Raw genomic sequence first — 19,791 nt, forward strand, 5'->3', positions numbered from 1 at the left:
GCCCTGCGCGTCAGGCTCCGATGTCCGCCGGGGTCAGGGGATGGCCCGGGAGGTGGGCGCCCGCGCCGGCACGCAGGCTCTCCAGCAGCAGTGCCGTGCAGCGCGCCGTGGCGTGCCGGGCCATCTCGGTGTGCATGATCGGCAGGGGGTGCGCCAGCAGCGAGAACATCACCGCGAGATCGCCGGTGCCGACGTCCGTGCGCAGGGTGCCCTCCGCCTGGGCCCGTCGGACGACCTCGTCGAGCACCTCGATCATCGCGTGGCGGAGGTGGGCGGTGTCGCGCTCCCGCTTCACGATCTCGCCCACGGCGGGGTAGGCCATCAGGAGCCGGATGCTCAGCCGCAGCTCCTGCGACTGGTTCAGGATGCGCACGAGCGCGTTCCAGGCGCTCGACTCCTCGGCCAGCGCGGCGCGCGTCTCGGCGAGCGCGTTGTCGAGGTTGTCCAGGGTGACGGCCTGGATCAGCGCTTCGCGGTCGGCGAAGTGGCGGTAGAGCGTGCCCGGGGAGACCCCGGCCGCGCGCGCGATCTCCTCCGCGGGCGCCTCCGGCCCGTGGGTGGCGAACCACGCCTTGGCAGCGGCGAGGAGGCGGTCGCGGTTGCGGCGCGCATCCGCCCGCAGCCGGCCCTCTGGCTCATCGCCCACAAGTGCCCTTTCCCGTCGAACCGGCCTCCCACTCTCGCATGATGCGGGTCACTGAACCCCCTCCGGGTGATAACTGCAAGACTGCTCTCTCGTTTCCAAGAACACTGATGGTTGACGCCGAACGGGTGACTCTAGAGGGCCGGTCGACCACGGTGAGTACACGTAGGAGGGGAACGTGCAGATGGACCGGCACCGGCGGGTGCTGCCTGCGGCGGCGAGCTCCGCGCTGGTCGTGCTGCTGCTGGCGGCATGCACCGGTGAGGAGCCGACGCAGGCGCGCACTGCGCCGGTCGAACGCGCTGCGGTGACGAGCGGGGTGTCGGCCACCGGGTCGATGAGCTCGGTCACCCAGCAGAACATGGGCTTCCCGAACGGGGGGCAGCTCACCAACGTGTTCGTGAAGGTGGGCGACCACGTCGAGCCCGGTCAGGTGCTGGCGACGATCGACGACTTCGCCCTGCGCCAGACGCTCGAGCAGCAGCAGGGGCAGCTGCGCTCGCAGCAGGCCATGCTCGACCAGCTCGTCAACTCCCCGGCCGTGGGCGGCGCGAAGGACACCCATGCCCAGGCCGAGGAGATCCTCGAGGCCACCCGCAAGCAGGCGGAGGCCGTGGTGCAGGCCGACGAGACCGCGATCGACAACGCCGAACGGCAGCTGTCCATCGACAAGAAGGCCAGGGAGCAGGCGGAGGACAAGGTCGAGGCCTCCCGCAAGGCGTGTGACGGCGGTTCGAGCGGCGACTTCGACTTCGACTTCGACGGCGGCAGCGGCGGCAACGGCGGCAGCGGCGGTAGCAGCGGCGGCGGTGACGACGACGGCGACAACGACTCCGACGGCGACGGCGACGGCGGCAGTGACGGAGACGGCGACGGCGACAGCGACAGCTCGGGTGCGTCCGGATCGGCGTCCGCCACGCCCGCGTCCTTCCAGAAGTCGAGCTTCGACCCCGCGTGCCTGACCCTCTCCTCCGACGAGTCCGCGCTCATGCAGGCGAAGCAGAAGGTCGTGGCCAGCGAAGCCGCGCTGGACAACGCGAAGGAGCAGCGCGACGTCGACAAGACCAACGGCGACCTGGCGATCGAGAACGCCCGGCAGGCCGTGGTGAACGCGCGCAACAACGCCAACTCGGCGGCGTCGGACCGGCCGTTCGAGATCGAGCAGCAGCGTGGCGCCGTCATCGCGGCCCAGGCGGCGGTGGCGAACGCTCAGCGCGACCTCGACAACGCCACCCTGCGCGCCCCCGTGGCGGGCACCGTCTCGGTGCTCAACGGCGTGGTCGGGGAGTTCCTGTCCCCGGGCAGCGGCACCAGCGCCCTGGCGCCGGGCAGCGCCGCCACGATCCCCGGGGTGGATGCCTCGGCGGGGGCGGCCGCGGCGGCCGCGGGACCCGTGAACCCCACCCGCCCCGGCGGCGCGGCGCCGTTCCTCGTGCTCGACGACGTCAACGCGTTCCAGGTGGTCGTGCCGTTCAACGAGTCGGACGCGGCGACGATCGTGCCCAACCAGAAGGTCGAGGTCGCGGTCGACGCGCTCCCCGACCTCACGCTGACCGGCAGCGTGCTCTCGGTCGCACCGACGGGCACCTCGATCGCCGGGGTGATCAGCTACTACGTGACGGCCGTCGTCGACGGGTCGGACCCCCGGCTCAAGGACGGCCAGACCGTGCGCGCCACCGTCGTCACCGAGGAGATCGGCAACGTGCTCAGCGTGCCGAGCGCGGCCGTGCGGCAGGAGAACGGCAAGAGCACCGTCACGGTCGTCGAGCCCGACGGTGCCGAGAGGCCGGTCCCGTTCGAGGCCGGGAAGGTCGGGGCGGGCCGTACGCAGGTGCTCTCGGGCCTGCGGGAGGGGCAGCAGGTCGTGCTGCCCGCCACCAGGTGATGAAGGGCGAGGGGGAGTCGTTCGATGTCTGAGGGTCCGGTCACGGAGCCGGTCGGGACGAGCGAGGGCAACGGCGCGGCCCCGCAGGAGGAGGAGAAGAAGAAGGGGATGAAGCGCTCCACGCGCATCTCCCTGGTGGTCATCCTCACCATCGCGGTGCTGGCCGGCGGCGGCGTCACGGCGTGGTACTTCATCGATGCGCAGAACTACGTCACCACCGACAACGCGCAGGTCGACGGCGACAAGATCTCGATCAACGCCCCCACCAGCGGCACGGTCATCGACTGGGCCGCCACCGAGGGCAGCCAGGTCCAGGAGAACAACGTCGTGGGGCGGGTCCGGATGCAGGGCGGGTTCGTCCAGCCGGAGATGCCGGTGCGGGCGCCCGCCGACGGCACGGTGGCGGTCAACAACGCCGTCGAGGGCACCTACGTCACCGCAGGCACCGAGCTCGCGGTCGCCTACGACTTCTCCCGGATCTACGTCACGGCGCGCGTGGAGGAGACCGACATCGTCGACGTGCGGCCCGGTCAGCTCGTCGACATCTCGGTCGACGCGTTCCCCGGCGTCGACCTGACCGGGACGGTCCGCGACGTGCAGGGCGGTGCTGCGGGCGTCTTCTCGATCTTCCCGGAGTCCAACACCTCCGGGAACTTCCAGAAGGTCACCCAGGTCATCCCGGTCACGATCGACATCGAGAACGCGGAGGAGCTCGCGCTCGTGCCGGGGATGAACGTCACCGTGAAGATCCACAAGAGCTGACCGTGTCGGCGGCAACGGAGGCGCAGGCGCGGACCGGGTGGGGTCTCCCGCTGGTGGTGCTCGTCGCCGGCATGTTCATGTCGGTGCTGGACACGAGCATCGTCAACGTGGCGATCCCGGAGATGCAGGTCATCTTCGGGGTCACCGCCGACGACATCGAGTGGATCGCCACGTCCTACACGCTGGTGCTCGGTGTGGTGGTGCCGGCGAGCTCGTGGCTGGGCAACCGCTTCGGGATGAAGCGGGTCTACAACGCGTCGTTGCTGGCCTTCGCCGCGGGCTCCGCGCTCTGCGGCGTGGCGTGGGACCTCGACAGCATGATCGCGTTCCGGATCCTGCAGGCGATCCCGGGCGGTGTCCTGCCGGTCGTGACGCTCTCGATGCTCTACCAGATCGTGCCGAAGGAGAAGATCGGCACCGCGATGGGCCTCTACGGCCTCGGGATCATCGCCGCTCCCGCGGTCGGCCCCACCCTGGGCGGCTACCTCGTCGAGTACGTCGACTGGCGGCTGATCTTCCTCATCAACGTCCCGATCGGCATCCTGGGGGCGGTCGCGGCCTGGTTCCTGCTCCCGGGCTTCGCCGCGCAGCGCGTCGGGCGCTTCGACCTCCTCGGCTTCGTCACGATCGCCACCGGCCTGTCGGCGCTGCTGCTGGCGCTGTCGGAGGGGCAGTCGTGGGGCTGGACGTCCTACCCGGTGGTGATCCTGATCATCCTCGGCGTCCTGTCCCTCGCGCTGTTCGTGGTGATCGAGCTCGAGGTCGAGGAGCCGCTGCTCGACGTGCGGGTGTTCCGCTCGTGGCCGTACACGAACTCGCTGCTGCTGATCTCGGTGCTGTCGGTCGGCCTGTTCGCGAGCCTGTTCTACATCCCGGTGTTCCTGCAGCAGGCGCAGGGACTGGGGGCGTTCGAGGCGGGGCTGGTCCTGATGCCCCAGGCGCTCGTCATGGCCGTCTTCATGCCGCTGGCGGGCCGGCTCTACGACCGGATCGGGGCGCGCTGGCCCGCGGTGGTCGGGTTGTCGATCGTGGCCTGGGCGACCCACCTCATGCAGGACTTCACGGTCGAGACGGCGCAGAGCGAGATCGTCGGGCTGCTGTGCCTGCGGGCCGTCGGAATGGGCCTGGCCATGATGCCGATCATGACCGGTGGCATCTCGGCGGTGCCGCCGGCGCACGTCGGCTTCGCGAGCGCGTTCAACAACGTGGCGCAGCGCGTCTCGTCCGCGCTCGGGCTCGCGGTGCTCACGGCGTTCATGACCATCCAGCAGGCCCAGCTCAGCGCCGACCGGGCCGGCATGGTCGCCGCCGACCTCGCGATGCCGGCGCTGGGACCCGGGCAGCGGGGGCAGATGATGGGGACGATGATGGTCTACCAGCAGACCCAGACCCAGGTCTTCGTGTCCTCCCTCGACGACGTCATGCTCATCAACACGGTCATGACGGTCGTCGGGGTCGGGCTCGCGCTGTTCCTGCGCTCGGGGCGGAGCGCACCCGCGGGCGGGGCCCGGCCGGCGCTCGCGGAGTGACCCGAGGTCACCCGTTCCGGTGGTGCGCCCCCGCGGGCTGAGGGGTCGCTGAGGTGCGCGGGGCGCGCGGCGGAACCCACCGGCGGGCGCGCCCCGTTCCCCGGGTGGAGCGCGCCGACCCGGGCGCGCGTCGTCGTCGGGGAGGTCCCAGTGACCCGAGCGCCAACGCTGCCCATCCACATGCGGCGGAACGGATTCGATCCGGCACCCGAGCTGTCCGCGCTGCGCGACGCCGGGGGCGTCCGGCGGGTCCGCACGCCGTTCGGGGTGGATGCCTGGCTCGTCACCCGCTTCGCCGACGTCCGCGAGGTGCTGAGCGACCCGGTGCGCTTCAGCAACGCTCGCGTGTCGGTCGACGATCGCAGGCGGGCGGGCATGCCGCCGATGAGCGAGGAGGAGATCGCCCGGATGCGGGCGGGCAACCTGCTCGCGCTGGACCCGCCGGAGCACAGCCGGGTGCGCCGGATGCTCACCCCGGAGTTCACGGTGCGCCGGATGCGGCGCCTGGAGCCGCGGATCCGGGAGATCGTGGACGAGCACCTCGACGCGATGCAGCGCACCGGCCCGCCGTCCGACCTCGTGGCGGACTTCGCGCTGCCGGTGCCGTCGCTGGTGATCTGCGAGCTGCTGGGCGTGCCCTACGCGGACCGGGCGGAGTTCCAGGCGCGCACCGGCCGGCAGCTCGACCTGAGCCTGCCGGTGGAGGAGCGGTTCCGGCTGGCGAAGGAGTCGCGCGCCTACATGGCCGAGCTCGTCGGCCGGGCGCAGGCGGAGCCCGGCGAGGACATGCTGGGCATGCTCGTGCGCGAGCACGGCGACGAGCTGTCCACCGACGAGCTCGTCGGGATCGCGGGCCTGCTGCTGGTCGCCGGGCACGAGACCACGGCCAACATGCTCGGGCTCGGCACGCTCGCGCTGCTGCGCCACCCCGACCAGCTGGCGATCGTGCGCGACGAGCCCGAGCGCGTGGACGCCGCGGTCGAGGAGCTGCTGCGCTGGCTGAGCATCGTCCACTCGGGGACGGCCAAGATCACCACTGCCGGGGTGGAGATCGCCGGGCAGCGGATCGAGGCGGGCGAGTTCGTCATGCTGGCGCTGCCGGCGGCCAACCGGGACCCCGCCCTGCGCGACGACCCGGACCGCCTCGACGTCACGCGCGGCGCGGTCGGGCACGTCGCGTTCGGGCACGGGATCCACCACTGCCTGGGCGCGCCACTGGCCCGGATGGAGATGCGGATCGCCTTCCCGGCCCTGCTCCGCCGCTTCCCCGGCCTGCGCGCCGTGGGCGACGAGGTGGAGTTCCGCACCTTCCACATCATCTACGGTCTGGCGGCACTGGAGGTGGCGTGGTGAAGGGAGACGTGATGGGTGTGCAGGTGCACGCGGACCGGGACGTCTGCATCGGGGCCGGGATGTGCGTCCTGACCGCGGGGGACGTCTTCGACCAGGACGACGACGGCATCGTCGTGGTGCTGGAGGAGCACCCGTCCGACGCGGCGGACGCCCGCAGCGCCGTGGCCAACTGCCCCTCGGGCGCGCTGTCGCTGGAGGAGTAGCCGACGGGCCGGGCACCGCGCGGCACCCGGCCCGTCCCCCTCCCCAATCAGTCCGGCACGACCTCGATCCAGCCGCGCACGACGTCGGGGGTGACGTCCCCGACGAGGTCGGGGTGGTCGGAGCGCACGTGGGTGAGCACGTCGTTCACCACCTGGTCCTCCTGCGGGGCTCGGGTCGCGAAGCCGCACTCGCACGTCACCTGGTTCATCGCGTCCTCCTCGACGGGTGCGGCAAGTATTGACACCGACCTTGCCGGAACCCTGCAATTCCCCATCGTGGTCCGCATCCAGCTGCACGGCCGCTTCGCGGTGGTGGTGGACGGGCGGCCGGTGGAGCAGGAGCTGCCCGGCCGGCGGGCCCGCGTGCTCGTGGCGCTGCTCGCCGACCCGCGGCGTCCGGTGGTGGACCGGGTGACGCTGCTCGAGCTGCTGTGGCACCCGGCCGTGCCGGGTCCGGGCGCTGCCGCGACGTTCGCCGCGCTGCTGTCCAAGGTGCGCACGGTCCTGGCGCCTGCCGAGATCCGGGGCCGCGGCAGCCTGCAGCTCGTGCTGCCACCGGGATCGATCGTCGACACTGCGGTGGCGGAGGCGGCCCTGCACTCGGCCGAGGCCGCCGCCGCTCGCCACGACTGGCGTCGCGCCTGGACGCAGGCGCTGAGCACGCTCTTCGTCACCCAGCGCCCGTTCCTGCCCGACGTCGACGACACGTGGGCCGACGACCGGCGCGCCGTCCTCGCGCACGTGCACCGGCGGGCGCTGGGCTGCTACGCGGAGGCGTGCCTGCAGCTGGGCGGCGCTGAGCTCGCCGCCGCCGAGCGCTCCGCCCGTCGGCTGGTCGCGCTCGACCCGCACTCCGAGACCGGGTACTGCCTGCTGATGCGGGCGCTGGCGCAGCGCGGTGACCGCGGCGGTGCCCTCGATGTGTTCGGCGAGCTGCGGCGCGTGCTGCGCGACGACCTCGGCGCGTCGCCCGGACCGATCGCCGCCGCGGTGCACCGCGGCCTGTTGGCACCGTGACCCGCGCCCGGGGATCATGCTCGGTGTGGACGGCGACGTGGCAGTGGTGACCGGTGCTGGCTCCGGGATCGGGAGGGTGGTGGCGACGGCCCTGCTCGGGGCGGGGTACCGGGTCGCGCTCGCCGGGCGGCGGCGCCCGGCGCTGGAGGAGACGGCAGGCGGTCACGCCGACGCGCTCGTGGCGCCCACCGACGTCGGTGACGCCGGCTCCGTGGCGGCGCTCTTCTCCGCCGTGCGCGAGCGGTGGGGCCGGGTCGACCTGCTGGTGAACAACGCCGGGATGTTCGGCCCCGCGGGCACCGTCGACGAGATCGCGGTCGAGGACTGGACGGCCACCGTCACCACCAACCTGACCGGCTCGTTCCTCTGCGCCCGCGAGGCCTTCGCGGCCATGCGGGCCCAGCAGCCGCAGGGCGGGCGGATCATCAACAACGGCTCGATCTCGGCCCACGTCCCCCGGCCCGGGAGCGCGGCGTACACCGCGACGAAGCACGCGATCACCGGCCTGACGAAGTCGCTCGCGCTCGACGGGCGCCCCTACGGCATCGCCTGCGGCCAGATCGACATCGGCAACGCCGCCAGCGACATGACCGCCCGCATGGCCACGGGTGTGTCACAGGCCGACGGCAGCATCCGCCCGGAGCCGACGTTCGACCCGGCGCACGTGGCCGACGCGGTGCTGATGATGGCGCGGCTGCCGCTGGACGCGAACGTGCCGTTCCTGACGATCATGGCCACGACCATGCCGTTCCTCGGCCGCGGCTGACAGGCTCCCACCCGGACGAACGGCACTCTCGTCGGTACCTAGCCGACGAAAGTGCCGTTCGTCATGCGAATCCCGCTTTCGGCGGCTGCTCGGTGACCTGGACGCCCAGCTCGTCGAGCAGGGCCGCGGCCAGCGGGACGATCTGGTCGGGGCTGATCCGCGCGCCGCGCAGGGCCAGCGCGCCGCGGAGTCCGTCGACCGTGCAGCCGTGCAGGTCGGTCTCCCGCAGCCGGGCCGCCTCGACGCTCGCCTCGCCCAGGTCGCACCCGAGGAAGGCGCAGTGCTCCCCGTCGAACTCGTAGAGGTCGGCGGCGTGCAGGCCCGAGTTCTCGACCAGCACGAACCTCGCCCGCGCCATCCGGAGGCTCAGCAGGTCGGCCGCGCTGTCGCTGATGCGGACGTCGGTGAGCTGCGCACCGTCGAGGACCGTGCCGGTGAGCCGGCAGTCGGTGAAGACGACGCGGCTGAGCACGGCGCTGTCCAGGACGGCGCCGGACAGGTCGCACTGCACGAACTCGGTGTCGCGGCACTCCAGCCCGGTGAACCGCACACCGGCCAGACTGCCCCCGACCCACCTGCTCTCCTGCACCCGCAGGCCGGCGACGTGCTCCGGCACCCGCACGTCGGCCCCCGCCTCGACGCAGTCCCAGACGGCGCCGCCCCCGACGACCCCGGGCGCCGGCTCGAGCGCCTCGGGGAGGTCGGGCGGCTCCGGCCGCCGCTTCACCGCTCGGGACCTGCCGCCTCGGGGAGCCACGCCCCGCACCTTACGAAAGCGCCCTGACAACCACCCGAGATCGTTCCGACCCGCACACCACGGCCTGCTGACGACGCGGAGGTGCGTCTCGCATCGATCATCGGCGCGGTGATCGCCCCGAGCCGCACACCATCGCGGCGACAGCCGCCGTCAGGGCCGGTTCGGAACGATCACGTGGCCCGAGACCCTGCTCAGTGCGCCCGGACCAGTCCGCCGTCGCAGCGGACCTGCTCGCCCGTGACGTAGGACGCGGCCGCGCTGGCCAGGAACGTCACCACGGCGGCGAACTCCTCCGGCGTGCCGTAGCGGCCCACCGGGATCGCCGCCTCGGCGCGCTCGCGCACCTGCTCCTCGCTGGCGCCGGAGCGCTCGGCGTTGGCGCGGTCGAGCACGCCGACGCGGTCGGTGGCGATCCGGCCGGGCAGCACCATGTTGACGGTGACGCCGTCGGCGGCGACCTCGCTCGCGAGGGTCTTGAGGTAGCCGGCCAGCGCGGCGCGGGCGGCGTTGGAGGCGACCAGCCGGTCGATCGGCTGCTGGACGCCGCTGGAGCCGATCGCGACGATCCGGCCGAAACCACGCCCGCGCATCCCCGGCAGCACCGCCCCGACGAGCCGCTGGTGCGGCTGGACGAGCAGGGCGACCGCCTCCGCGAGCTTGTCGGGGGTGAAGTCGACGGCCACGCCGGGCGGCGGGCCGCCGCCGTTGAGCACGAGCACGTCGACCGGGCCGAAGCGCTCCTGCGCGGCCCCGACCAGTGCGTCCGTGGCGCCCGGGTCGGTGAGGTCGACCTCCACGCCCACCGCGGAGGGCAGCTTCTCGGCCTCGGCGCGCACGAGCTCCCCGCGCCGCCCGCCCAGCACGACGTTGGCCCCCTCGGCCGCGAGCGACCGGGCCACGGCGAGGCCGAGGCCGGAGGTCGCGCCGGGCACGACGGCGGTGCGTCCACTCAGTCCGGTGTCCATGCCAGGAGTCAACCACCCCGGAGTTCCTGGGCCACCGGCCCGTAGACGGTCACGATCTCGTCCAGCCGCTCGCGGAACTCGGCCGCACCGATGAACTCGTCGGGCACGTAGGCCTCGTCGAGCTGCTGGCGGACGGCCGGGTCCTCCAGTCCCTCCCGCATCGCCTGCTCCAGCCGGCTGACGATCTCCGGCGGGGTGCCGGCCGGGGCACCGAACCCGAACAGCGACGTGCTGTAGGTGAGCTCGGGGAAGCCCAGCTCGGCGAGCGTCGGGGTGTCGGGCAGGTAGTCGACGCGCTCCGCGGGGCTGATCGCGAGCGCGCGGAAGTCACCCGCATCGATCTGGGCGCGGATGTCCTGCGAGACGTTCACCAGCACCGCGTCGACGGTGCCGCCCAGCACCGCCTGGATCAGCTCGGCGTTGCCGTTGAACGGCACGACCGTGACCTGCACGCCGTACTCGTTCGCCAGCCGCCGCAGCTCGATGGCCTGCGAGGTCGTGGCGCCCGGCGTGCCGACGGTGAGCTCACCGGGCCGCTGCCGCGCCGCGTCGAAGAACGCGGCGGCGTCGGCGAACCCGGAGTCCCTCCCCACCGCGAGCACCGACGGCATCTCGGTGATCACGCCGATCGTGACGAACGAGTTGGCGTCGTAGGGCACGTCCTGGATCATCGGCGTCACGACCGTGGACGGCGCGGCCACGAGGGTGAGCGTGTGCCCGTCCGGCTCGCTCGCCACGAACTCGTTCATCGCCACCGAGCCCGCCGCACCGGGGAGGTTCTCCACGATGACCGGCTGGCCCAGCGCCTTCTCCAGGTGCGCGCCCATCGTGCGGGCGGCGAGGTCGGTGGGCCCGCCCGCGGTGTAGGGGACGATCACGGTGATCTCGTCCGTCGGGTACTCCTCCGGGGCGTCCGCCGCCTGCCCGGAGCACGACAGCGTCAACGCGGCCGCGGCGGCGAAGCCGGCCCATGCTCGTCTCATCAGGATCCTCCCAGGATCGGTTCGTAGACCGCGCGCGTCTCGTCGAGGACCGCCCGCATCTCGGCGGCGCCGCGGAACTCGGGGCCCAGGTAGCGCTCGCCGACGGTGGCGACGACGTCCGGGTCGGCGTGCCCGCGGCGCAGGGCCTCCTCGAGCCGCGTGACCACGGGCTCGGGCAGCCCCGCGGGCCCGGCCAGCCCGAACGTCGAGCCGGACAGCGTGAGGCCGGCGAACCCGGCCTCCACCAGCGTCGGCGTCCCGGGCAGCCAGTCGAGCGGCTGGGCGCTGGAGACCGCGAGCGGGCGGAACTCGCCGGCGTCGATGTTCTCGGTGACGTCCTGCGAGGCGTTGATCAGGACCGCGTCGACGTTGCGACCGAGCAGGGCGGTGGTCATCTCGGCGTTGCCGTTGAACGGCACGACGGTGACCTCGACGCCGTGCTCGTCGCGCAGCCGCTGCAGCTCGATGCCCTGCGGGGTCGTCGCGCCGGGGGTGCCGACGGTGAGGGCGCCGGGGCGGGCGCGGGCGTCCGCCACGAACGCCGCGAGGTCCGGGTACGGCGAGTCCGCCGCCACCGCGAGCACCGAGGGCACCTCCGAGAGCACCCCGACCGGCGTGACGTCCTCCGCCGTGTAGCCCACCTCGTTGACCAGCGGCGTCAGCACGGTCGTGCCGGCCGTGATCAGCGAGAGCGTGTGCCCGTCGGGCTCGGCCTGGATCAGCTCCTGGGTGGCGAGCGCGCCCGAGCCACCCGGGAGGTTCTCCACGACCACCGGCTGGCCGAGGTCGCGTTCGAGGAACGACCCGTACGCCCGCGCGGTGAGGTCGGTCGGCCCGCCCGCGGCGTAGGGCACGAGCAGCCGGATCTCCTCGGTGGGGTACTCGGCGGGCTCGTCCGCCTGCTGCTGCGCGCCGCACCCGGCCAGCAGGGCCAGCCCGGCGAGGAAGGCGCCGATCCTCCTCATGTGAGCTCCTCGAGGTCGGGCGCGAACCGCAGCGGGGCACCGGAGCGCTCCTGCAGCTCGTCGCGGGTGACGCCGTCGACCAGCTCGCGGACGACGAACCCGTCGGGCGTCACGTCGAGCACGGCCAGGTCGGTGTAGACCCGGTCGACGACGCCGGCGGCGGTGAGCGGGTAGGTGCAGGCGGGCAGCAGCTTCGGCCGCCCGTCCTTGGTCGTGTGCGTGGTCATCACCAGCACCCGGCGGGCGCCCACGGCGAGGTCCATCGCCCCGCCGACCGCGGGGGGCATCGTGGCCTCGTCGGTGGCCCAGTTGGCGAGGTCGCCGCCCGCGCCGACCTGGAACGCGCCGAGCACGGTGATGTCCAGGTGCCCGCCGCGCATCATCACGAACGCGTCGGTGTGGTGGAAGTACGCACCGCCGGGCAGCAGCGTCACCAGCTGCTTGCCCGCGTTGATCAGTTCCGGGTCGCCGGTGCCGGGCGCCGGGCCCGGTCCCATCCCGAGGATCCCGTTCTCGCTGTGGTAGACGATCTCGCGGTCCGGTGGCACCACGTCGGCGACGAGCGTCGGCAGCCCGATCCCGAGGTTGACGTAGCTCCCGTCCGGGATGTCGCGCGCCACCCGGGCGGCCATCTGCCGCGGAGAGAGACTCATGCGACCACCACCCGGTCGACGAAGATCCCCGGTGTCACGACGGCCTCCGGGTCCAGGTCCCCGAGCTCGACGAACTCGCGCACCTGCGCCACCGTGAGCGTCGCGGCGGTGGCCATCACCGGGCCGAAGTTGCGGGCCGCGGAGTGGTAGACGAGGTTGCCCCAGCGGTCGGCGCGGTCGGCCTTGATCAGGGCGACGTCGGCCTGCAGCGGCTTCTCGAACACGTGCCTGCGCCCGTCGATCATGCGGACCTCCTTGCCCTGGGCCAGCGGCGAGTCCGCCCCGGCCGGGGTGAAGAAGCCGCCGAGGCCTGCGCCCGCCGCCCGCATCCGCTCACTGAGCGTGCCTTGGGGCACCAGCTCCAGCTCGATGTCGCCGGCCCGCCAGAACTTCTCGAACCAGATCGAGCCCGCCGACCGCGGGTACGAGCAGATGATCTTGCGGACGCGGTGCTCCCGGATCAGCGCGGCGATGTCGGTCTCGCCGCTGCCCGCGTTGTTGGTGACGATCGTGAGGTCCTTCGGCCCCAGCTCCAGCACCGCGTGCACGAGCTCGACCGGCACCCCGGAGTTGCCGAAGCCGCCCACGAGGACGGTGTCGCCGTCGCGCACCCCGGCGACGGCCGCCGCCAGCGACGCCACCCGCTTGTCGATCATCCGGCCGCCCGGTACCAGCGCGGCGACGTCGACGGCGGCGGCGTGAGCGCGGCCCGCACCGCCACGAGCGACGGGCCGTCGACCTCCAGGCTCTTGGTCAGCGCGGCCTCGAAGTCCTCTCCGAACCCGTCCACGCCCTGCGCAGGCACCCCGAACGCCGCGGCGAGCGCGGTGAAGTCGGGCGTGACGAGGTCGACGCCGCGGGTCGGCACGCCGTCCTGCACCTGGTCGAACCGCAGCATGCCGTAGCCGCCGTCGTCGACGAGCACGACGGTGAGCGGCAGCTGCTCCTGCACCGCGGTGGCCAGCTCGCCGCACGCGAAGAGGAACCCGCCGTCGCCGACCACGGCGACCGCCCGCCCGGTCCCGGTGGCCGCGGCGCCGAGCGCGGCCGGGAACGCGAACCCGAGCGTGCCCCAGCCCATCGGGTACGCGAGCCGCCGCGGCCCGGCCACGCGGTGGAAGCCGGCCACCCAGTAGCCCGCGATGCACATGTCGACGAGCACCGTGGCGTCGCGCGGCAGCAGCCGGTCGAACGCGTCGAGCAGCAGCGCGGCCTGCGGCTCCTCCTCGCGGACCAGGGCGTCGACGTGGGCGCGCAGCGACGCGGTCTGCACCGACAGCACGTCCAACCCGTCCCGGGCCTGCACCGCGGCGGCCAGCCGCTCGGTCACGGTGCGCGCGTCGCCCACGAGGACGTGGTCGGCCCGGTAGTTCTTCGCGGCGTCCGCGGCGTCGACGTTGATCGCCAGCAGGGCGGGCGGCTGCGGCATCCGCCAGTTCTGGGTCGTCATCCCGTCCAGGTCGCTGCCGATCGCGATCACGAGGTCGGCCTCGTCCCACAGCGCGCCGACGGCCGGCACGTGGGTGGTGGCCGGCGCAAGGCACGGGTGGTCGGGCGGCAGGACGCCGCGACCGTGGTAGGTCGTGACGACGGGCGCGGCGAGCCGCTGCGCCAGCCGGCCGACGGCGTCGCCCGCGCCGGCGCGCAGCGCCCCGCCACCGACCCACAGCAGCGGTCGCTCCGCGCGCTCGACCAGCGCGAGCGCGGCGTCGAGGTCCGCGTCCGGGAGCTCCGGCGGGCCGTCGGGTGCGGGCGTGCGCTCGGCGACCCGCGCGGAGAGCAGGTCCGTGGGGATCCCCAGGTAGACCGGCCCCGTGGGCGCCCGCAGCGCCTCCCGCCCGGCCCGCAGCACGTCGGCGTGCAGGTCGGCGGCGGACGCCGTGGTCGTGGCCGCCTTCGTGACCGGCGCGAACATCGCCGCCTGGTCGCGCGTCTCGTGCAGCACGCCGCGGTAGACGCCGGGGCGCCGCAGCGTCGAGGGGATGTCGGTGGCGAGCACCAGGACCGGCGCGCCGGACGTCATGGCCTCGCCGGTGGCGCCCAGCGTGTTGGCCGCGCCCGGCCCGGTCGTCACCACGGCGACGCCGAGCTTCCCCGTCGCCCGCGCGTACCCGTCGGCGGCGTAGGCCGCTGCCTGCTCGTGCCGGACGCCGACCAGCCGGATGCCGGCGTGCGCGCAGGCCTCCCACACGGGCAGGTTGTGCACCCCCGGCAGCCCGAACGCCAGCTCGACGCCCAGCTCGCGCAGCGCGTCGACCAGCGCGTCCGCTCCGTTCGCAGACTCGTTCGCCGGATTGCTCTCAGCCACTCGCCACTCCCTTGAAGGTCTCCTCGGTCTCCGCGAACAGCGCCGCGAGGTCGGCGCTGCCCAGGAACTGCTCGGGCACGTAGCGCTCGTCGAGCACGCGCCGGGTCTCCGGGTCGGCCGAGGCGGCGCGCATCGCCTCCTCGAGCCGGCTGATCACCGGTTGCGGCGTGCCGGCCGGGGCGATCAGGCCGAACGTGGTGGTGCTCTGGGTGATCTCCGGGTAACCCTGCTCGACGAACGTCGGGCCGTCGAGGTACGGCAGCCGCGCTTGCGTGCCCACCGCGAGCACGCGCAGCTGCCCCGACTCGATCGCCGGGAGCATGTCCTGCGAGACGTTCACGAACCCGGCCACGACGTTGCCGCCCAGCAGCGCCCCGAGCACCTCCTGGTTGCCGTTGAACGGCACGACCGTGAGCGGCACCCCGTAGAGCTGGGTGATGCGGCGGGTCTCCGCGGCGTGGGTGTTGGTCGCGCCCGGCGTACCCACGCTGACCAGCGTGGGATCGGTGCGCGCGGCCGCGAACAGCGACTCGAGGTCGGCGTACGGGGACGCGGCCGGCACGACGATCGCCGACGGCACCTGCGTGATCACGCCGACCGGGGCGAAGTCCTCTCGCGTGTAGCCGACGTCGTTGGTGAGGTAGTTGAGCACCGCCGTCGGCAGCGCCGTCATCGAGATCGTGTAGCCGTCGGCGTCGGCGGACAGCAGCTCCTGGTAGGCGGTCGAGCCGGAGGCGCCGGGCATGTTCTCCACCACGACCGTCTGGCCCATCGAGCCCTCCATGAACCGGCCGAGCGAGCGGGCGGCGATGTCGGTGGGTCCACCCGCCACGTACGGCACGATCAGCCGGATCTGGTCGGACGGGTACGCCTCGGGCTCCTCCGGGCCCTGCCCGCCGCAGGCGGCGAGCAACAGGGCGGCCGCGAACGTGGCGGCGAGCAGGTGCAGGCGTCTCATCGGTCTCCCTCGGCGGGCGTGAGTTCGTCGTCGGTGGTGGGGGTGTCGTGCCGGTGCAGCACGCGGGCCCGGCGGCGGGCGGTGAGGATGCTGATCACGACGATCAGGGCCATCAGCGCGAACAGCCCGCCCGAGATCGGCCGCGTGACGAACACGTCCAGGCTGCCGCCGGAGATCAGCATCGACTGCCGGAACGCCCGTTCGAGGATCGGCCCGAGCACGAACGCCAGCACGAGCGGCCCGGGCTCGAACCCGGTCTTCTTCATCAGCCAGCCCAGCACGCCGAACGCGAGGACGACCCACATGTCGGAGACGTCGTTGTTGATCGAGAAGACCCCGGCCATCGTCACGAGCAGGGCGAACGCGGCGAGGACCCCGGCGCGCACGCGAAGGATCTGCACGAACACCCCGACGAGCGGGATGTTCAGCACCAGCAGCATGAGGTTGCCGACGAACATCGACGCGATCACGCCCCAGAAGATCTCCGGGTGCTGGTCGATGAGCTGCGGCCCCGGCGTGATGCCCTGCACCAGCAGCGCCCCGAAGATCAGCGCGAGCACGACGTTGGCCGGGATGCCGAGCGTGAGCAGCGGGATGAACGCCGAGGTCGACGAGGCGTTGTTGGCCGTCTCCGGTCCTGCCACCCCCTGGATGGCGCCCCGGCCGAACCGGCTCGGGTCCTTCGCCCGCCGCTTCTCCAGCGCGTAGGAGGCGAGCGAGGAGACCACCCCGCCGCCGCCCGGCAGCACCCCGATCAGGAAACCGAGCACGCTGCCGCGCCCGATGGCGCCCGCCGACTCGCGCACGTCCTTGCGGCTCGGCCAGATGTGCTTGATCTTCTGGGTGACGGCCTGGACCTTCTCCGTGCGTTCGAGGCTGTGCAGGATCTCGCCGACCCCGAACAGCCCCATCGCGACGGCGACGAAGTCGAACCCGTCGAACAGCGTCACCTGCCCGAACGTGAAACGCGTCGTCCCGGCGATCGGGTCCTGCCCGACGGTGGCCAGCAGCAGGCCGAGCGCAGCCATGCTCAGGCTCTTGAGCGCCGACCCGGTGCCGAGGTAGGTCACCAGCAGGATGCCCAGCGCCGTCAGCGCGACGTACTCCGGTGGCCCGAACGACACGGCCAGCGCGGCCAGTGGGGGCGCGAGCACCGCGAGCCCGACGACCGCGAGCACGCCACCGACGAAGGACCCGATCGCGGCGATCCCCAGCGCCGGCCCGGCCCGGCCCTGCTTGGCCATCTCGTAGCCGTCGAACGTGGTGACGACCGACGCCGCCTCGCCGGGCAGCCGCAGCAGCACCGACGTGATCGTGCCGCCGTACATCGAGCCGTAGTAGATGCCGGCCAGCAGGATCACGGCCGTGTGCGGCTCGATCTCGTAGGTCAGCGGCAGCAGCAACGCGATCGTCGCCGTCGGCCCGAGCCCCGGGAGCACCCCGATGACCGTGCCGATCAGCACGCCGACGAAGACGTAGAGGATGTTGACCGGGTCCAGCGCGACCGTGAACCCCTGCGCGATCCCGTCCAGGATGCCCATGTCAGCCGCCCACCAGCTCGGCGACCACGTCGTCCGGGAACGGGACGCCCAGTGCCTGGTCGAACAGCAGGTACAGGCCCACCGAGCCGACGAGCGCCAGCCCGACGGCCCAGCGCCACGACTCGCGGCCGAAGATCCGCAGCCAGAGCAGGAGCATCAGGAACGCCGGGAGCAGGAACCCGATCGCCTCGAACGCCACGATGAAGACCGCCAGCCCGGCGACCCCGCCTGCGATGCGCGCGGTCCCGCTCGTCCAGGGCTCGTAGTCCTCGGGGTCGTCGATCACCACCAGGACCAGCGCCGTGCCGGTGAGCAGCAGCGCGACGATGAAGGGCCACAACCCCGGGCCGGGCGCGGTGAGCTCGCCGAGCGAGAGCCCGACCGCGCCGATGATCGCGCTCACCCCCACGGCGAGCACGAGCAGCGGACCGATCCGGTGCAACTGCCCTCGAACTGTGCGCGACTGCGCCATCGGCACCTCTCCCTTGAGGCCGAACGTGTGCACGGACAGTAGGCAGTGCGGGCGCCGCCGGTCCAATACAAGATGACGCCATGACTGAGACGGAACCCGTCTCGATCCCGGATCGGAGCCGATCATGGAGTTGCGGCACCTGCGTGCGTTCGTCGCCGTGGCCGAGGAACTGCACTTCGGCCGCGCGGCCGCGCGCCTGCACATCGCGCAGCCGCCGTTGAGCCAGCAGGTCAGGCACCTGGAACGCGACCTGGGTGTGCAGCTGCTGGAGCGCACCACCCGCCGGGTCCGGCTCACCAACGCCGGTGCGGTCTTCCTCGAGCACGCCCGCCGCGTCCTCGCCGAGGCCGACCGCGCCCGGGAGTCGGTGCTGCTCACCGAGCAGGGCGAGCGCGGTGAGATCCGCGTGGGCCTCACGGGCGCGACGACATGGCGGTTGCTGCCGCGGATGACCCGCGCCTACCGTGCGCGCTACCCCCTGGTCCGCCTCGAGCTGCACCCGTCGGTGTTCAGCGGCGCGCAGATCAGCGCCCTGCTCGACGGCGGCATCGACGTGGGCCTGCTGCGCGCGCCCGTGCCCGCCCCGCTGGAGAGCCGCACGCTGCTGGACGAGGAGCTGGTGGCGGTGCTCCCCGCCGAGCACCCGCTCGCCGCCCGGTCGTCGGTGCCGCTGACCGAGCTGGCCGAGGAGAACTTCGTCAGCTACCCCGACCGGCAGGGCTCCAACCTGCGCGACACCGCGGTGCGCGGCTGCGCGTCCGTCGGCTTCTGGCCCCGGGTCGTGCAGGAGGCCCAGGACACCTACACCGTGGTGGCCCTCGTCGCCGCGGCCGTGGGCGTGGCCCTGCTGCCGGCCTCGGCCGAATGGCTGCACTTCGAAGGTGTCGCCTTCCGCCCCGTGACCGGCGCGGACCTGCGGGTGCCGGTCGCGCTGTCCTGGCGGCCCGGTAACGAGTCCCCGGTGCTGGCCGGCTTCCTCGCGGTCGCGGCCGAGACCTTCCCGACGTGATCGCGAGTATCGGTTGTCCATTGCTGTGATCACAGCAATGAGCAACCGATACTCGAGATCATGGAACCGCGGGCGGCTCGGGATCGTCAGTGCCGGGCATGTCCATCGATCCCACCCGGCCGTTCCGTGCGTCCGCTGCCGTTGCCGCCGGGTTGCTGACCTGGAGTGAACTGCGCGGGCCGCGCTTCCAGAAGCTCTTCCCCGACGTCTACGCGCCCGCCCACCTCGAACCGACGCTGGCGGTGCGGTCCCGGGCCGCCGCCGTCCTCGTGGCAGGGCGCGGCGTGGTGGCGGGCTACTCCGCCGCCGAGCTCCTCCGCGCGTCCAGCGGGCCGACGGACGCGCCGGCCGAGGTACTGATGCTCCGCTCCGGAGGGCAGAGCTACCGGAGCCCCGGCCTGCGTGTTCATCGTGATCTCGTCGATCCGACGGAAACTACCGAGGTGGACGGCTGTGCGGTCACGAACGCCGCCCGCACCGCGTTCGACCTCGCTCGCTGGGTGCCGTCTCTCGTCGAGAAGGTCGTCGCGGTGGACGTGTTGGCGTACAAGCGCGATGTCACCCACGACGACCTCGTCCGGCTCCGGTTGGCGCATCCCGGCGCGTGGGGTGCGCGGCACCTGAGCGCGGTCCTGCGCCACGCCACCAACCTCGCGGAATCGCCGATGGAAACGCGCATCCGGATGGCGCTGTGGGCCGCCGGCCTGCCGCCCCCGACCCTCCAGTTCGCGGTACCGGCGGGCGGCAAGGTGCGCCGGCTCGACCTGGCCTACCCCGAGGTGAAGCTCGCGATCGAGTACGACGGCGAGGACCACCGCCGGCAGGACCGCGCGCGCCGCGACCTCGAGCGCGAGGCCGCTCTCGTCGCACTCGGCTGGCTGATCCTCCGCTTCGACGCGGGCATCGTGCACCGGCGTCCGGACCTGGTGGCCCGCACGGTGGCGTTCGAGCTGCGCCGCCGCGGCCTCCTCGTCTCGTGATCCGAAGTATCGGTTGCTCATTGTCGTGATCACAGCAATGAG

General features: G+C 72.9%; 21 protein-coding genes. 9 read left to right on the forward strand and 12 right to left on the reverse strand.

Annotation, left to right across the window (positions count from 1 at the left end; translation table 11 throughout):
- Positions 1-10 precede the first annotated feature (10 nt).
- A complete protein-coding gene (locus tag FB558_RS15690) occupies positions 11-646 on the reverse strand; it encodes a TetR/AcrR family transcriptional regulator (protein ID WP_142053368.1) in 636 nt (211 codons plus the stop codon).
- A 175-nt stretch (positions 647-821) separates the two neighbouring features.
- Between FB558_RS15690 and FB558_RS15695 the strand changes: the two genes are divergently transcribed.
- The 5 genes from FB558_RS15695 (at position 822) to FB558_RS15715 (ending at position 6,375) form a co-directional block, all read left to right on the forward strand.
- Positions 822-2,528: an HlyD family efflux transporter periplasmic adaptor subunit gene (locus FB558_RS15695; protein ID WP_142053370.1), complete on the forward strand. Its 1,707-nt coding sequence runs from the start codon at positions 822-824 to the stop codon at positions 2,526-2,528.
- Positions 2,529-2,552: 24 nt separating this feature from the next.
- Complete coding sequence (locus tag FB558_RS15700; protein WP_211366432.1) at positions 2,553-3,290, forward strand: efflux RND transporter periplasmic adaptor subunit; 738 nt, start codon at positions 2,553-2,555, stop codon at positions 3,288-3,290.
- A 2-nt stretch (positions 3,291-3,292) separates the two neighbouring features.
- On the forward strand, positions 3,293-4,819 hold the full coding sequence (locus tag FB558_RS15705; RefSeq protein WP_246106461.1) for a DHA2 family efflux MFS transporter permease subunit: 1,527 nt from the start codon (positions 3,293-3,295) through the stop codon (positions 4,817-4,819).
- 150 nt (positions 4,820-4,969) lie between these two features.
- On the forward strand, positions 4,970-6,172 hold the full coding sequence (locus tag FB558_RS15710; RefSeq protein WP_246106462.1) for a cytochrome P450: 1,203 nt from the start codon (positions 4,970-4,972) through the stop codon (positions 6,170-6,172).
- Positions 6,173-6,183: 11 nt separating this feature from the next.
- Positions 6,184-6,375: a ferredoxin gene (locus tag FB558_RS15715; RefSeq protein WP_142054284.1), complete on the forward strand. Its 192-nt coding sequence runs from the start codon at positions 6,184-6,186 to the stop codon at positions 6,373-6,375.
- 47 nt (positions 6,376-6,422) lie between these two features.
- Here the strand turns inward: FB558_RS15715 and FB558_RS15720 are convergent, their stop codons facing one another.
- Entirely contained in the window at positions 6,423-6,584 is a 162-nt protein-coding gene (locus FB558_RS15720; protein ID WP_142053372.1) for a DUF1059 domain-containing protein, read from the reverse strand.
- Positions 6,585-6,651: 67 nt separating this feature from the next.
- On the opposite strand from FB558_RS15720, the gene FB558_RS15725 reads away from it, so the two are divergent.
- Together FB558_RS15725 and FB558_RS15730 are read left to right on the forward strand one after the other, a co-directional pair.
- Positions 6,652-7,392 carry an AfsR/SARP family transcriptional regulator gene (locus FB558_RS15725; RefSeq protein WP_142053374.1) on the forward strand — a complete coding sequence of 247 codons (741 nt, stop codon included), beginning with the start codon at positions 6,652-6,654 and terminating at the stop codon, positions 7,390-7,392.
- Between the two features lie 25 nt (positions 7,393-7,417).
- On the forward strand, positions 7,418-8,158 hold the full coding sequence (locus FB558_RS15730) for an SDR family oxidoreductase (protein ID WP_425468009.1): 741 nt from the start codon (positions 7,418-7,420) through the stop codon (positions 8,156-8,158).
- Positions 8,159-8,219: 61 nt separating this feature from the next.
- On the opposite strand, the gene FB558_RS15735 is transcribed toward FB558_RS15730, so the two are convergent.
- The 10 genes from FB558_RS15735 to FB558_RS15780 all read right to left on the reverse strand — a co-directional run bounded on the left by FB558_RS15735 (position 8,220) and on the right by FB558_RS15780 (position 17,760).
- Positions 8,220-8,885 carry a pentapeptide repeat-containing protein gene (locus FB558_RS15735; protein WP_170231312.1) on the reverse strand — a complete coding sequence of 222 codons (666 nt, stop codon included), beginning with the start codon at positions 8,883-8,885 and terminating at the stop codon, positions 8,220-8,222.
- Between the two features lie 221 nt (positions 8,886-9,106).
- Positions 9,107-9,880, reverse strand: a complete 774-nt coding sequence (locus FB558_RS15740) for an SDR family oxidoreductase (RefSeq protein ID WP_142053380.1) — start codon at positions 9,878-9,880, stop codon at positions 9,107-9,109.
- A gap of 8 nt (positions 9,881-9,888) precedes the next feature.
- Positions 9,889-10,863: a tripartite tricarboxylate transporter substrate binding protein gene (locus tag FB558_RS15745; RefSeq protein ID WP_142053382.1), complete on the reverse strand. Its 975-nt coding sequence runs from the start codon at positions 10,861-10,863 to the stop codon at positions 9,889-9,891.
- Positions 10,863-11,828, reverse strand: a complete 966-nt coding sequence (locus tag FB558_RS15750) for a tripartite tricarboxylate transporter substrate binding protein (protein ID WP_142053385.1) — start codon at positions 11,826-11,828, stop codon at positions 10,863-10,865. Before FB558_RS15750 ends, FB558_RS15745 begins: the two co-directional genes overlap by 1 nt.
- Positions 11,825-12,481 carry a 3-oxoacid CoA-transferase subunit B gene (locus FB558_RS15755; protein WP_142053387.1) on the reverse strand — a complete coding sequence of 219 codons (657 nt, stop codon included), beginning with the start codon at positions 12,479-12,481 and terminating at the stop codon, positions 11,825-11,827. Before FB558_RS15755 ends, FB558_RS15750 begins: the two co-directional genes overlap by 4 nt.
- Positions 12,478-13,137, reverse strand: coding sequence for a 3-oxoacid CoA-transferase subunit A (locus tag FB558_RS15760; protein ID WP_142053389.1), 660 nt, complete (start codon positions 13,135-13,137; stop codon positions 12,478-12,480). Before FB558_RS15760 ends, FB558_RS15755 begins: the two co-directional genes overlap by 4 nt.
- The gene (locus FB558_RS15765) at positions 13,134-14,789 is read right to left on the reverse strand and encodes a thiamine pyrophosphate-binding protein (protein WP_142053391.1); all 1,656 of its coding nucleotides are present in this window, start codon (positions 14,787-14,789) and stop codon (positions 13,134-13,136) included. The genes FB558_RS15760 and FB558_RS15765 overlap by 4 nt, the downstream gene beginning before the upstream one ends.
- On the reverse strand, positions 14,782-15,747 hold the full coding sequence (locus FB558_RS15770) for a tripartite tricarboxylate transporter substrate binding protein (RefSeq protein ID WP_142053394.1): 966 nt from the start codon (positions 15,745-15,747) through the stop codon (positions 14,782-14,784). Before FB558_RS15770 ends, FB558_RS15765 begins: the two co-directional genes overlap by 8 nt.
- Positions 15,744-17,288 (reverse strand): tripartite tricarboxylate transporter permease, encoded by a 1,545-nt coding sequence (locus FB558_RS15775; protein WP_142053396.1) that lies wholly within the window; start codon positions 17,286-17,288, stop codon positions 15,744-15,746. Before FB558_RS15775 ends, FB558_RS15770 begins: the two co-directional genes overlap by 4 nt.
- Before the next feature lies 1 nt (position 17,289).
- Entirely contained in the window at positions 17,290-17,760 is a 471-nt protein-coding gene (locus FB558_RS15780; RefSeq protein ID WP_142053399.1) for a tripartite tricarboxylate transporter TctB family protein, read from the reverse strand.
- Positions 17,761-17,884: 124 nt separating this feature from the next.
- Here FB558_RS15780 and FB558_RS15785 point away from each other — a divergent pair, with 124 nt between their 5' ends.
- Both FB558_RS15785 and FB558_RS15790 read left to right on the forward strand, forming a co-directional pair.
- On the forward strand, positions 17,885-18,769 hold the full coding sequence (locus FB558_RS15785; RefSeq protein WP_142053401.1) for a LysR substrate-binding domain-containing protein: 885 nt from the start codon (positions 17,885-17,887) through the stop codon (positions 18,767-18,769).
- Positions 18,770-18,867: 98 nt separating this feature from the next.
- Complete coding sequence (locus FB558_RS15790; protein WP_142053403.1) at positions 18,868-19,749, forward strand: DUF559 domain-containing protein; 882 nt, start codon at positions 18,868-18,870, stop codon at positions 19,747-19,749.
- The last annotated feature ends 42 nt before the right edge of the window (positions 19,750-19,791 follow it).

The sequence above is a fragment of the Pseudonocardia kunmingensis genome (assembly GCF_006716445.1).
GTDB classification, from domain to species: Bacteria; Actinomycetota; Actinomycetes; order Mycobacteriales; family Pseudonocardiaceae; genus Pseudonocardia; species Pseudonocardia kunmingensis.

Excerpts from the sequence above, each read along its gene's own strand:
- FB558_RS15780 (WP_142053399.1), bottom strand. The coding sequence starts at position 17,760 with ATGGCGCAGTCGCGCACAGTTCGAGGGCAGTTGCACCGGATCGGTCCG.
- FB558_RS15785 (WP_142053401.1), top strand. The coding sequence starts at position 17,885 with ATGGAGTTGCGGCACCTGCGTGCGTTCGTCGCCGTGGCCGAGGAACTG.
- FB558_RS15790 (WP_142053403.1), top strand. The coding sequence starts at position 18,868 with ATGTCCATCGATCCCACCCGGCCGTTCCGTGCGTCCGCTGCCGTTGCC.
- FB558_RS15750 (WP_142053385.1), bottom strand. The coding sequence starts at position 11,828 with ATGAGGAGGATCGGCGCCTTCCTCGCCGGGCTGGCCCTGCTGGCCGGG.
- FB558_RS15775 (WP_142053396.1), bottom strand. The coding sequence starts at position 17,288 with ATGGGCATCCTGGACGGGATCGCGCAGGGGTTCACGGTCGCGCTGGAC.
- FB558_RS15715 (WP_142054284.1), top strand. The coding sequence starts at position 6,184 with ATGGGTGTGCAGGTGCACGCGGACCGGGACGTCTGCATCGGGGCCGGG.
- FB558_RS15770 (WP_142053394.1), bottom strand. The coding sequence starts at position 15,747 with ATGAGACGCCTGCACCTGCTCGCCGCCACGTTCGCGGCCGCCCTGTTG.
- FB558_RS15740 (WP_142053380.1), bottom strand. The coding sequence starts at position 9,880 with ATGGACACCGGACTGAGTGGACGCACCGCCGTCGTGCCCGGCGCGACC.
- FB558_RS15700 (WP_211366432.1), top strand. The coding sequence starts at position 2,553 with ATGTCTGAGGGTCCGGTCACGGAGCCGGTCGGGACGAGCGAGGGCAAC.
- FB558_RS15720 (WP_142053372.1), bottom strand. The coding sequence starts at position 6,584 with ATGAACCAGGTGACGTGCGAGTGCGGCTTCGCGACCCGAGCCCCGCAG.
- FB558_RS15745 (WP_142053382.1), bottom strand. The coding sequence starts at position 10,863 with ATGAGACGAGCATGGGCCGGCTTCGCCGCCGCGGCCGCGTTGACGCTG.
- FB558_RS15760 (WP_142053389.1), bottom strand. The coding sequence starts at position 13,137 with ATGATCGACAAGCGGGTGGCGTCGCTGGCGGCGGCCGTCGCCGGGGTG.
- FB558_RS15755 (WP_142053387.1), bottom strand. The coding sequence starts at position 12,481 with ATGAGTCTCTCTCCGCGGCAGATGGCCGCCCGGGTGGCGCGCGACATC.